This window comes from Kitasatospora sp. NPDC057500, from assembly GCF_042802195.1.
In the GTDB taxonomy this organism is placed as follows: domain Bacteria; phylum Actinomycetota; class Actinomycetes; order Streptomycetales; family Streptomycetaceae; genus Kitasatospora.
Genome location: NZ_JBHVER010000009.1, coordinates 21,093 through 35,163, shown reverse-complemented (window position 1 = coordinate 35,163; position 14,071 = coordinate 21,093). Strand labels below are relative to the sequence as shown.

At 76.3% G+C, this 14,071-nt stretch carries 1 protein-coding gene and 1 pseudogene; both read right to left on the bottom strand.

From position 1 onward, the window contains the following. Window positions 1-113: 113 nt before the first annotated feature. Entirely contained in the window at window positions 114-9,263 is a 9,150-nt protein-coding gene (locus ACFU74_RS03530; RefSeq protein ID WP_380751101.1) for a type I polyketide synthase, read from the bottom strand. 111 nt (window positions 9,264-9,374) lie between these two features. Then, window positions 9,375-13,883 (bottom strand): annotated as a pseudogene (locus tag ACFU74_RS03525) (type I polyketide synthase); the annotation flags it as partial. Window positions 13,884-14,071 lie beyond the last annotated feature (188 nt).

Below are 14,071 nucleotides of genomic sequence, written 5' to 3'. Positions count from 1 at the left end.
ATTCGAAGGACTCGAAAGCAGCCCGGCCTGAGGCTAGGAGTTCCGGATTGCCACCCGGAACCCCTAGCACTCCCCTAGGGGTGCACCCGTTCGGACACCCCCAGGGCGCCCGCTCAGGGCCGCCCGAGCTGCGAATCGATGAACCGGAGCAGCTCGTCGTCGGAGTCCCCGGGCAGGACCCCGGACGGCGGCTCGGGGGCCTCGGAAACGCCCGCTTCCAGTGCGGACAGCAGCGCGCGGAGCTTGATCCGCAGCTTGGTGCCGGTGATCGCGTCCGGCGCGGACCCGGTCAGCCGCCGCTCGATCCCCTCCAGTTCCTCCAGAATGGAACGGGAGTTGTCCGGGACCAGTTGAATGCGCAGATACGTCGCCAGCGCGGCCGGAGTGGGGTGGTCGAATACCAGGGTCGCCGGGCATCGCAATCCGGTCGACGCATTCACCCGGTTGCGCAATTCCACGGCGGTCACCGAATCGAATCCGATTTCCCGGAATGCGCGGCCCGGCGGGATCCTGTCGGAGCGGGAGGTACCGAGTACGGCCGCGGTGTGGTCGCGCAGCAGTTCGACCAGTTCGCGGTCCGCCTCCTCGGCCGGCAGGGCGGCCAGCCGCTCGCGCAGCGCGGCGCCGGCGTCGGTGGCCCCGTCCGGCTCCGCCGTGCGCGCGGCGGCGGCCTCCAACTCGGTGAAGAGACGGCCCGGGCGGGCCAGGCCGAAGGTGGGCAGGAACCGGGCCCAGTCGACATCCGCGACGACCAGGGACGGCAGCCCCGCGCCGAGTTCGGTCACCGCGCGGCCGGGGTCCAGCGGCCGGACGCCGACCCGCAGCAGCGAGCCGTCGGCGGCCGGCCCGGCGGCGATCCCGCCGCCCGCCCACGGCGACCAGGCGATCGAGGTGACCGGCCGGCCCTCGGCGCGGCGCCGCTGGGCGAACGCGTCGAGGAAGGCGTCAGCGGCCGCGTAGGCGGGGTGCCGGGCGGCGCCCCAGATCCCGGCCACCGAGGAGAAGACCACGAAGGCGTCGAGTTCGGTGCCGGCGAGGTACTCGTCCAGCAGGAGCGTGCCGGTGACCCTCGCGCCCGTCACCTCCGCCGTCCCGGCGGCGGTCAGGTCGGCGACGGCGGTGTCCTGGGCGACTCCGGCGGCGTGGACCACGGCGGTGAGGTCCTCGGGCAGGCCCGCGACGAGCGCGGCCACCTCCTCCCGGACGGTGAGGTCGCAGGCGACGACGGCCACCCGTACCCCGGCGTCGGCGAGTTCGGCGCGGAGCGCCTCGGAACCGGGCGCGTCCGGGCCCCGGCGGCCGGCCAGGACCAGGCCGGTGGCGCCGTTGCGGGCGGCCCAGCGGGCGACGTGCCCGCCGAGGGCACCGGTGCCGCCGGTCACCAGCACCGTTCCGCGGGGGCGCCAGCCGGGTCCTGCCGCCGCCGGGGCGGGCCGCAGGCGCCGCCCCCAGGCGCGTCCGTCGCGCAGCGCGAGCTGGTCCTCGCCGCCGCCCTCCTCGGAGGCCCCGCCGTCGGCCCCGGCGAGGACGGCGGCGAGGCCGTCCGCTCCGCTGGTGGGCAGGTCGACCAGGCCGCCCCACCGCTCCGGGTGTTCGATCGCCGCGACCCGGCCGAGGCCCCAGACCTGGGCCTGGGCGGGGCTGCGCACCGGCTCGGGGCCGGTCGAGACCGCGCCGGCCGTGACGATCCACAGCGGGGCGGCCGATCCGTCCAGCGCCCGCAGCAGGTCGACGGTGCCGGTCAGGCCCCGGGGGACGCCCGGGTGCTCGGGGTGCGGGCGCTCGTCGAGGGCCAGCAGGGAGACGACGCCCGCGAAGCTGCCCGGCGGGACGCGGCCGCCGTCGGCGGTCACCACCTCGGCTCCGGCGGCGGCCAGTTGCTCCGCCACGGCGCGGACGCTCCGCGCGGCGTCCGGGTCGGTCGCGGCGTCCGGGCCGGCCGGGACCTGCGGGCCTTCCGGGTCGGCGCCGGTGGGCGGCACGACCAGCCAGCGGCCGGCGAGCCGGGCCGCGCTGTCGAGCGACACCGGGGCCCAGCCGACGGTGTGGCGCGGGCCCCCGTCCCGGGTCGGCACGGGCTCGCCCGCGTGGTCGGGCGAGAGCCAGTAGCGGCGGTGCTGGAAGGGGTAGGTGGGGAGGTCGGGGAGGTGACGGGTGCCGGCGAACCACGGTGACCAGTCGACGGTCGCGCCGCGTACCCAGGCCTCGCCCAGCGCGCGGATCTGCGCGGCCGGACCGTCCTCGCCACGCCGCAACGTGCCCCAGATGCCGGCCTCCGGAGCGCACTGCTCCAGAGCCACCGTCAGCACCGGATGCCCGGAGACCTCCGCGAAGAGCCGGAACCCGTCCTTCGTCAACTGCTCCACCACCGGGGCGAACCGCACCGGCTCGCGCAGGTTGCGCCACCAGTACGCGGCATCCACCGGCTCGGCGATCCGCTCACCCGTCACCGTCGAGTACCAGGGGATACGCGGCAACTCACCCCGCACACCCTCAAGCCCGGCCATGACCGCCCCCCGGACCGGCTCGACCTGCGCCGAGTGCGAGGCATAACCGACACCCACCACCCGGGCGCGCACCCCCCGCTCATCGCACCACGCCACGAACGCCTCCACCACGGGCCGCCCGCCCGCCACCACCACCTGGGAAGGGGAGTTCACCGCCGCCACCGCGAGAGCGGACCAGCGCGGGTCGGCCAGCCAGCCGGCCACCGCGTCGGCCGACGCACCGACCGAGGCCATCCCGCCGGTGCCGTCCATGCCGACCAGCGGACGACAGCGCGCCGCCACGACCCGCGCACCCTCCTCCACCGACAACGCACCCGCCACCACCGCCGCGACCACCTCACCCTGCGAATGACCCACCACCGCTGACGGGGTGACGCCGTACGACCCCCACCACGCCGTCAACGCCACCCCCACCGCCCACAGCACCGGCTGCACCACCTCCACCCGCGCCAACCACTCCTCCGAACCCCGCAACACCTCCTCCACCGAGAAACCCACCAACGGACGCAACGCCGCATCGCACTCCCGCAACCGCTCCACGAACACCGCCGACCCCAACAACCCCACAGCCATACCCAGCCACTGACCACCCTGCCCCGGATACACGAACACCACGTCCGAGGACCCCGACAGCGAACCCGCCACCGAACCGAGACCGGCCGCCACCGCCGCCAACCCCTCCACATCCCACGCCACCGACCGCACCGGCAGACCCGCCCGCACCGCCAACGTCGCCCCCGCATCCGCCACCGACATCCCACCCGACACCACCCGCTCCAACACCAGCGAAGCCAACGCCCGCAACCCCGCCTCATCCGCACCCGCCAACGGCAACGGCAGCGGCAGCGGCAGCGGCAGCGGGACGGGACCGGCGGAGTCGGCCGCGCACCCGGAGTCGGGCTCCTCCGGGGCCTGTTCGAGGATCACGTGCGCGTTGGTGCCCGAGACGCCGAAGGCGGAGACCCCGGCCCGGCGCGGCCGTCCGGTGGCCGGCCAGGGGCGGGCCTCGGTGAGCAGTACGACGCCGCCGAGCGCCCAGTCCACGTGCGGGGAGGGCTCGTCGACGTGCAGCGTCCTCGGCAGCACGCCGTGCCGCATCGCCATCACGGTCTTCATCAGCCCGGCCATGCCCGCCGCGGCCTGGGTGTGGCCGATGTTCGACTTCACCGAGCCGAGCCAGAGCGGTTCGCCGGTGCGGCCGGTGCCGTAGGCGGCGAGCAGCGCGTTGGCCTCGATCGGGTCGCCGAGGGTGGTGCCGGTGCCGTGCGCCTCCACGGCGTCGATGTCGGCGGGGTCGAGCCGGGCGTCGGCCAGCGCCTGGCGGATGACCTTCTGCTGGGACGGTCCGCTGGGAGCGGTCAGCCCGTTGGAGGCGCCGTCCTGGTTGACCGCGCTCCCCCGCACCACGGCCAGTACCTCGCGCCCGGCCGCCCGTGCGTCGGCGAGCCGCTCGACCACCAGCACGCCGACGCCCTCGCCCCAGCCGGTGCCGTCGGCGGCGGCCGCGAAGGACCTGCACCGGCCGTCGGCGGCGAGCCCGCCCTTCCGGCTGAACTCCACGAAGGGGCCTGGCGTGGACATCACGGTGACGCCGCCGACGAGGGCGAGGTCGCATTCGCCGTTGCGCAGCGACTGCACGGCCAGGTGCAGGGCGACCAGCGAAGAGGAGCAGCCGGTGTCGACGGTCATCGCGGGGCCTTCGAGACCGAAGGTGTAGGAGACCCGCCCGGACAGCACGCTGGAGGCGTTGCCGGTGCCGAGGTGGCCCTCCAGTTCGGCGGGGAAGACGCCCATCGACCACAGGTAGTCGGAGCCGTTGGTCCCGGCGAACATGCCGGTGCGGGTGCCGTGCAGGCCGAGCGGGTCGAGTCCGCCGCGTTCCAGGGCCTCCCAGGCGCACTCCAGCAGCAGCCGCTGCTGCGGGTCCATCGCGACGGCCTCGCGGGGCGTAATCCCGAACAGTCGGGCGTCGAACCCGGCGACGTCGTCCAGGAAGCCGCCCTCGCTGGTGTAGGTGGTGCCGCGCACCGCCGAGTCGGGGTTGACCAGGTCGCCGAGGTACCAGCCGCGGTCGGTGGGGAACGGTGCCATGGCGTCGACGCCGTCGCTCACCAGCCGCCAGAGGTCCTCGGGGGAGCCGACGCCGCCGGGGAAGCGGCAGCTCATCGCGGTGATGGCGATCGGTTCGCCGTCGGCCGCCCGCGCGGCGGCGGAGGCGGGGAGGGCGGGAGCGGGGGCGGCGGGGCCGGCCACCCGGGTGAGCAGGTGCGCGGCGAGCGCGGCGGCGTTCGGATGGTCGAAGACCACCGTGGCCGACAGCGGCAGGCCGGTCCCGGCCCGCAGCCGGTTGCGCAGGTCGACGGCGGTCAGCGAGTCGAAGCCCAGTTCGCGGAACGGTCGGCGCGGCGCGATCTCGTCGCTGGACTCGTGGCCGAGCACCGCGGCGGCAGCGGCCCGGACGAGTTCCAGCACGACCCGCTCGCGCTCGGCGGCGGGCAGCTCGGCCAGTCGGGAGGCGGGAGCGGCGCTGTCCCCGGCCGGTTCGGCGTCCGCCGCCAGTGCCTCCCGGACGGCGGGGATGTCGCCGATCAGTGGCCGGGGCCGCTCGGCGGTGAACAGTTCGGTGAAGCGCGGCCAGTCGACGTCGGCCACGCAGACCGTGGTGTCGTCCTGGGCGACGGCGCGGCGCAGCGCCTCGATCGCGAGGTCCGGCGGCATCTGCACGATGCCGCGCCGGCGCAGGTCGGCGCCGACCTCGGCGGAGGCCATGCCGCCCTCGGCCCACGAGCCCCAGGCGATGGCGGTCATCCGGCCGCCCCGGGCCCGCCGCTGCTCGGCGAGCGCGTCCAGGGCGGCGTTGGCGGCGGCGTAGGCGGCGTGCGCCTGGCTGCCCCAGACGCCGGACATGGAGGAGAAGGTGACGAACGCGTCGACGTCCCCGATCAGCTCGTCGAGGTGCGCGGCGCCGGCGACCTTGCCGGTGAGCAGGCGTTCCAGCAGTGCGGTGTCGGTCTCGTCGAACGGCACGTTGGCGCCGGTCCCGGCGGCGTGCACGACGGCGTCGACCCGGCCGACCTCGGTCAGCAGTTCCTCGACCGAGGCCCGGTCGGCCAGGTCGCAGGCGACGATCCTGACCTCGGCGCAGACGGCGGCCAGCTCGTCGCCGAGTTCGGCGGCGCCGGGCGCCTCGGGGCCGCGCCGGCTGGTGAGGACGATCCGTTCGGCGCCGTTGGCGGCGGCCCAGCGGGCGATCCGGGAGCCGATCGCTCCGGTGCCGCCGGTGACGAGGACGGTGCCGCGCGGCCGCCAGCCCTCGCCGCCCCGGCGGGCGGGGGCGGGGGTGACACGGCGGGCCCGGAGGCCGTCGGGGCGGATCGCGAGCTGGTCCTCCGGGCCGAGGGCTCCGGCGAGGACGGCGGCGAGGAGTCCGTCGGTGCGGGCGTCCGGGGTGTCGGGCAGGTCGAGCAGGCCCGCCCAGCGGTCGGGGTGCTCCAGGCCGGCGATCCGGCCCAGGCCCCAGACCGCGGCCTGGGTGAGGCTCTGCGGGGCGCCGCCGCCGACGCCGACCGCGCCCCGGGTCAGGACCCGGACGGGGCCCTCGATCCCGGCGTCGCCGAGGGCCTGCACCAGTGCCAGGGTGCCGGCGAGCGCGCGGGTGACCACGGGGTGGTCGGGCACCGGCCGCTCGTCGAGGGCCAGCAGGGAGACCACCCCGGCGAACGGCCCGGCGGGCAGGGCAGCGGCGAGCGCGGCCCGGTCGGCGGCGGCGTCCACCGCCAGGACCTCGGCGTCCGGGAGCGGGCCGGCCAGGTCCGGGGTGTCGACGCCGTCGGGCCGCACGACCAACCACCGGCCCTCGGGGCGTGCGGGGGCGGGGGCGGGCAGCGGGGTCCAGCCGACGGCGTAGCGCCAGCCGTCGACGGTGGACGCGAGCTTGCGCCGGGCCCGCCAGGACGCCAGGCCGTCGAGGACCGGTTCGACGGCTTCGGCGGTGAGGCCGAGTTCGTCGGCGAGGCTCTCGGCGCCGGCCTCGACGGCGGTCCAGAACTCCGGGTCGCCGCCCTGGTCGCGGCGCTGTTCCTCGGGGGTGAGCCAGTGGCGGCGGTGCTGGAAGGGGTAGGTGGGGAAGTCGGTGAGGTGACGGGTGCCGGCGAACCACGGTGACCAGTCGACAGTCGCGCCACGTACCCAGGCTTCGCCCAGCGCGCGGATCTGCGCGGCCGGACCGTCCTCGCCACGCCGCAACGTGCCCCATACACCGGCCTCCGGAGCGCACTGCTCCAGAGCCACCGTCAGCACCGGATGCCCGGAGACCTCCGCGAAGAGCCGGAACCCGTCCTTCGTCAACTGCTCCACCACCGGGGCGAACCGCACCGGCTCGCGCAGGTTGCGCCACCAGTACGCGGCATCCACCGGCTCGGCGATCCGCTCGCCGGTCACCGTCGAGTACCAGGGGATACGCGGCAGCTCACCCCGCACACCCTCAAGCCCGGCCATGACCGCCCCCCGGACCGGCTCGACCTGCGCCGAGTGCGAGGCATAACCGACACCCACCACCCGGGCGCGCACCCCCCGCTCCTCGCACCACGCCACGAACGCCTCGACCACGGGCCGCTCACCCGCCACCACCGCCTGGGAGGGGGAGTTCACCGCCGCCACCGCGAGAGCGGACCAGCGCGGGTCGGCCAGCCAGCCGGCCACCGCGTCGGCCGACGCACCGACCGAGGCCATCCCGCCGGTGCCGTCCATGCCGACCAGCGGACGACAGCGCGCCGCCACGACCCGCGCACCCTCCTCCACCGACAACGCACCCGCCACCACCGCCGCGACCACCTCACCCTGCGAATGACCCACCACCGCTGACGGGGTGACGCCGTGCGACTCCCACCACGCCGTCAACGCCACCCCCACCGCCCACAACACCGGCTGCACCACATCCACCCGCGCCAACCACTCCTCCGAACCCCGCAACACCTCCTCCACCGAGAAACCCACCAACGGACGCAACGCCGCATCGCACTCCCGCAACCGCTCCACGAACACCACCGACCCCAACAACCCCACAGCCATACCCAGCCACTGACCACCCTGCCCCGGATACACGAACACGATCTCGGAGGCGTCGAGGGCGGTGCTCGCCAGTTGCCCGGACTCGACGGCGGCCAGGCTCTCGGCGTCCCAGGCCACCGCCCGCTCGGCGAGCGCGGCCCGACGGGCGAGCGTCGCCCCCACGTCCCGCACTGCCGCGCCGCCCTCCGTGAACTCCCGTACGGAGGCGGCCTGGGCGCGCAGCGCGGCGGGGCCGGCACCGGAGAGCAGCAGCGGGACCGGGCCGGTAGCGGGCGCGGCCTCGGGCTCCGGTTCGCGAATCGGGTCGCCCTGCTCCACGATCACGTGGGCGTTGGTGCCGCTCATGCCGAACGAGGAGACGGCCGCCCGGCGCGGCCGGTCGACCTGCGGCCAGTCCCGGGCCTCCGTCAGCAGCTCCACCCGCCCGGCGGTCCAGTCGACCTTCGGGGTCGGCGCGTCGACGTGCAGGGTCTTCGGCAGCACGCCGTGCCGCATCGCCTGGACCATCTTGATGATGCCACCGACACCCGCCGCCGCCTGGGTGTGGCCGATGTTCGACTTGAGCGAGCCGAGCCAGAGCGGGTCCCCGGTGCGGCCGGTGCCGTAGGTGGCGAGCAGGGCCTGCGCCTCGATCGGGTCGCCCAGGGTGGTGCCGGTGCCGTGCGCCTCGACCGCGTCGACGTCGGCGGTCGTCAGTCCGGCGTTGGCGAGCGCGGCCCGGATCACCCGGCGCTGGGCGGGGCCGTTGGGCGCGGTGAGGCCGTTGGAGGCGCCGTCCTGGTTGACCGCGCTGCCGCGCACCACGGCCAGGACGGGGTGCCCGTTGCGCCGGGCGTCGGAGAGCCGCTCGACGGCCAGTACCCCGGCGCCCTCGCCCCAGCCGGTGCCGTCGGCGGCGGCCGCGAAGGACTTGCACCGCCCGTCGGAGGCCAGGGCGCGCTGCCGGGAGAACTCCAGGAACGTGCCCGGCGTCGACATCACCAGCACACCCGCGATCAGCGCCCGGTCGCACTCGCCGTTGCGCAGCGACTGCACGGCCAGGTGCAGGGCGACCAGCGAGGAGGAGCAGGCGGTGTCGACGGTGACCGCCGGGCCTTCGAGGCCGAAGGTGTAGGCGAGCCGGCCGGACAGCACGCTGGACGCGTTTCCGGTGCCGAGGTGGCCCTCCAGCTCGCCGGGGTGGTCGCCGAGCAGGCCCAGGTAGTCCTGGTCGTTGCTGCCCGTGAAGACACCGGTGCGGGTGCCGCGCTGGCCGAGCGGGTCGAGTCCGGCCCGTTCGAGGGCCTCCCAGGCGCACTCCAGCAGCAGCCGCTGCTGCGGGTCCATGGCGCGGGCCTCGCGCGGGCTGATTCCGAACAGGGCGGCGTCGAATTCGCCCGCGTCGTACAGGAACCCGCCGCCTCGCACGGTCGAGGTGCCGGACTCGTCGGGGTCGTCGCTGAACAGCGTGGCGAGGTCCCAGCCCCGGTCGGCCGGGAAGTCGCCGACCGCGTCCCGGCCGTCGGCGACCAGGCGCCACAGGTCCTCCGGGCTGCGCACCCCGCCGGGGTAGCGGCAGGCCATGCCGACGATCGCGATCGGCTCGGCGGCCCGTGCCTCGGCCTCCTGCTGTCGGCGGCGGAGCCGGTCGCTCTCCTTCAGGGCGCTGCGCAGGGCCTCGACGAGCTTCTCGTCCGGCTGGGTCATGGTTCGCTCCGCTGGTCGGGCCGGTCTGGGGCGTTGAGGTGTCCGTACGGGGTCGGCCGTCGGGGTTGCGCGGGCAGCCGTTGCGGGGGCGCCCGTTTCGGGCCCCGGAGGTCAGCTCCGGTCGGTGGTGGCGCCGAGCGCGAGCTTCACCAGGTCGTCGGCGTCCATCGCGTCGAAGTCACCTGCTGCTTCGGCCTGTTCCGCGGGCTCGGGCCGTGCCGGGGCCGGGTCCGCGTCGGCGAGCCGCAGCAGGACGGGCAGCAGTCCGGACTCCCGCAGCCGCTCGACCGGAATCGCGGCCAGGACCCGGTGGACCTCGGCGTCCGGCAGGTCGACCGCCTCCTCGGCCGGTGCCAGCAGCTCGCCGAGGTGGGCCGCGAGCCGGTCGGCGTCGGGGTGGTCGAAAACCAGGGTCGGCGCGAGCGGCAGGCCGGTGACGGTGATCAGCCGGTCGCGCAGTTGGACGGCGGTGAGTGAGTCGAAGCCGAGCTCCTGGAAGGCGCGGCCCGGGGCGACCGCCGTTCCCGAGGCGTGGCCGAGGACGGCGGCGACCTCGTCCCGGACCAGCCGCAGCAGGACGCGCTCCCGCTCGGCCGGGGCGGCGCCGGCCAGCCGCGCCGTCAGGCCGGCGTCGGCGGGGGCCCCCTCGGACCGGCCTTCGGCGACAAGGCCCGGGTCGGGGAGCAGACCGGTGAACAGCGGCCGGGCCCGTGCGGTGGAGAAGACCGGGACGAACCGCGTCCAGTCCGCGTCGGCGACGGTGACCAGGGCGTCGTCGGCGCCGACGGCGACACCGAGTGCGTCCAGCGCCCGCTCCGGGGCCATCGGGGTGAGCCCGCGCCGGCGCAGCCGGTCCGCGACGGCGGCGTCGGACGCCATGCCGATCCGGGCCCACGGGCCCCAGGCGACGGCCGTCCCCGGCCGTCCCTCGGTCCGGCGCCGCGCGATCAGCGCGTCCAGGGCCGCGTTCGCCGCCGCGTAGGCGGCCTGCTCGGCACTCCCCCAGACGCCCGCGATCGAGGAGAAGACGATCAGCGGCACGTCGGGCAGCAGCGCGTCCAGGTGGACGGCGCCGGCCACCTTCCCGGCCGCCACGGCCCGCAGGTGCTCCGGATCCTCGGCGGCCAGCGGCAGGTCCGCGCCGACACCGGCCGCGTGCACGACCGCGTCCACCGCGCCGGTCCTCGCGAGCAGCGCCTCGACGGCCGACCGGTCGGACAGGTCGCAGGCGTGCGCCTCGGCGCCGGGCAGTTCGGCCAGCAGCGCGTCCGCACCGGGCGCGGCGGCGCCCCGGCGGGAGACCAGCACCAGGCGCTCGGCGCCCCGGGCCGCTGCCCAGCGGGCCACCTGCGCGCCCAGGTCTCCGGTGCCGCCGGTGACCAGTACGGTGCCACCGGGCCGCCAACGCGGGGCGCCGGGCGGTACGGGGGCGGGGACCAGCCGCCGCAGCAGCGTGCCGGACGGGCGCAGCGCGATCTGGTCCTCGGGGCCGAGCGCCCCGGAAAGGATCCCGGTCAGCCGGGCCGCCGTCGGGGCGTCCAGCTGCTCGGGCAGGTCGATCAGCCCGCCCCACCGGTCCGGGTGCTCCAGGCCGACGACCCGGGCCAGCCCCCAGGCCGCCGCCGGGTCGAGGGCGGGGGCCGGGTCGTCCGGTCCGGCGGCGACAGCGCCCCGGGTGACGAACCAGTGCGGGGCGGGCAGGCCCCGGCGGACGGCTGCCAGCGCCTCGGCCGGGGTCGCCACCGCAGCCAGCACCCCGGCGAGGGCGGGGACAGGGGCCTCGGCGCCGGCCGCGGTGAGCACCTCGGCGCCGCCGGCGCGCAGTGCCCCGGTGAGCGTGCCGTCCTGGTCGCCGAGCACCAGCCAGGTGCCGACCGGTCCCACGGGTTCGGTGAGCGGCGGGAGTTCGGGGGCCGGCTGCCACTCGACGCGGTAGCGCCAGCCCTCGGTGCCCGGCCGCGTGTCGGCTGCCGTCTCCAGCCAGAACCGGCGCCGGTGGAAGGCGTACGTCGGCAGGTCCGCCCGCCCGGTTCCGGGCAGGACCGCGGCCCAGTCCACGGGGGTGCCGTGGGCGAACAGTGCGGCCGGTGCGGTGAGAGCGGTGACGGTCTCCTCCCGGCCCCGGCGCAGTGTCGGAACGCAGACGGCGTCCGGCCGCAGCTGCCGGGCCGTCGCCGACAGGACGGCGTCCGGGCCGAGTTCGACGAAGGTGCTGATGCCGGGCAGCGCGCCGATCGCGTCGGCGAACCGGACCGGTCGGCGGACCTGCCGCACCCAGTACTCCGGGTCCGACCACTGCCCCGGCTCCACCGGGCGGCCGGTGACGGTCGAGACCACCGGGAGCTTCGGCTCGGCGAAGGCCAACCCGCCGACCACGACGCGGAACTGGTCGAGCATCGGATCCATCAGGCGGGAGTGGAAGGCGTGGCTGGTGCGCAGCTCGTTCGTCCGCCAACCGCGTTCGGCCGCGAGCGCGGCAGCCTGCCGCACCGCCTCCGCGTCGCCCGAGACCACCACGGCCGCCGGGCCGTTGACCGCGGCGAGGTCGAGGTCGGGGAACGCCTCGTGCACCTCGCCCTCGGCGGCGCCGACGGCCAGCATCGCGCCGCCGGACGGGAGTTCCTGCATCAGCCGGCCCCGGGCGGCGACCAGCGCGGCGGCGTCGGCCAGCGAGAGGACGCCCGCGACGTGCGCGGCGGCGATCTCGCCGACCGAGTGGCCGATCAGCACGTCGGCGCGCACACCCCAATGCGTGAGCAGGCGGTGCAGCGCCACCTCGACCGCGAACAGCGCGGGCTGGGCGAAGCCGGTGCGGTGGATCAGCTCCTCGTCCGCCAGCACCTCCGCCAGCGGCCGGTCCAGGTGCGGGTCGACGGCGGTGGCGACGGCGGCCAGCGCCTCGGCGAACACCGGGAATCCGGCGGCGAGTTCCATCCCCATGCCGGGCCGCTGCGCGCCCTGGCCGGTGAAGAGGAAGGCCCGCTTGCCGCGCGCCGCGACGCCCTCGGCCAGGCCCTCGACGCGTTCCCCGGCGGCCCAGGCGGTCAGCACCTCGGCAGCCCCGCTCCCGCCGCTCGCCCCGGCGATGAGCACCGCGCGGTGCGGCAGTGCGGCGCGCCGTGTGGTCGCCCGGGCGACGTCGGCCAGTGGCTCGCCCGGGTGCTCGGCCAGGTACCGGCCGAGGGCTCCTGCCTGGCGGCGCAGCGCTTCGGGGTCCGGCCCGCTGAGCACCAGCGGCACCGGGTGGGTCACGGCGGGGAGCGGTGCGGGCGCCGGGTCCGCGGGCGGTTCCGCCACGATGACGTGGGCGTTGGTGCCGCTGATGCCGAAGGAGGAGATCCCGGCCCGGCGGGGGCGCTCGCCGGCGGGCCAGGGGCGGGCCTCGGTGAGGAGTTCGACGTTCCCGGCGGCCCAGTCGACCGTCGGGGTCGGCGCGTCGACGTGCAGGGTGCGGGGCAGTGCGCCGTGGCGCATCGCCTGGACCATCTTGATGATCCCCGCGACCCCGGCAGCCGCCTGGGTGTGCCCGAGGTTGGACTTCACCGAACCGAGCCAGAGCGGCTCGCCCTCGCGGTCCCGGCCGTAGGTGGCGAGCAGGGCCTGCGCCTCGATGGGGTCGCCGAGGGTGGTGCCGGTGCCGTGCGCCTCGACCGCGTCGACCTCGTCCGCCGAAAGTCCGGCGTCGGCCAGGGCGGCGCGGATGACGCGCTGCTGGGCGGGGCCGTTGGGCGCGGTGAGACCGCTGGAGGCGCCGTCCTGGTTGACGGCGGTACCCTGCACGACGGCCAGGACGGGGTGGCCGAGGCGTCGGGCGTCGGAGAGCCGCTCGACGAGCAGCATGCCGGCGCCCTCGCCCCAGCCCGTGCCGTCGGCGGCGGCCGCGAAGGACTTGCACCGCCCGTCGGAGGCGAGGCCGCGCTGGCGGGAGAAGCCGATGAAGGTGTCCGGGGTGGCCATCACCGCGGCGCCGCCGGCCAGCGCCAGGTCGCACTCGCCCGACCGCAGTGCGCGGACCGCCAGGTGGAGCGTGACCAGCGAGGAGGAGCAGGCGGTGTCGACGGTCAGCGCGGGGCCCTCCAGGCCGAGCGTGTAGGCGATCCGGCCGGAGGCGACGCTGCCGGAGTTGCCGGTGCCGAGGTAGGCCTCGACCTCGTCCGGGACGTCGAGCAGGCGCGCGCCGTAGTCGTGGTACATCAGTCCGACGTAGACGCCGGTGCGCGAGCCGCGCAGGCCCAGCGGGTCGACCCCGGCGCGCTCCAGCGCCTCCCAGGCCGTCTCCAGCAGCAGGCGCTGCTGCGGATCCATCGCCAGCGCCTCGCGCGGCGAGATCCCGAACACGTCCGGGTCGAAGTCGGCGGCCTCGTACAGGAACCCGCCCTCGCGGGCGTAGGAGGTGCCGGGGTGGTCCGGGTCCGGGTGGTACAGCCCTTCGACGTCCCAGCCGCGGTCGGTCGGGAAGAACCCGATGCCGTCACGGCCCTCCGCCACCAGCCGCCACAGGTCGTCCGGCGTCCGCACCCCGCCCGGGTAGCGGCAGGCCATGCCGACGATCGCGATCGGCTCGCGCGTCCCGGCCTCGGCCTCGGCCAGGCGCTTGCGCGTCTGGTGGAGGTCCGCCGTCACCCGCTTCAAGTAGTCCCGGAGCTTCTGCTCAGTCGACACCAGTGCGTCACCTCACTCCGGTGGTCACCGGGATCAACGGGGTGGGACGGCGCCGCGGACCGGCGACACCGTCCCGGACGGTAGGAGCCGCCGGAGGGGCCCTCAACCCCTATGCCTCCCTTAGGGCGTGCCCGACCCCCTCCGGG

Coding starts and splice junctions, on each gene's coding strand:
- ACFU74_RS03530 (WP_380751101.1), bottom strand. CDS start 9,263: ATGACCCAGCCGGACGAGAAGCTCGTCGAGGCCCTGCGCAGCGCCCTG.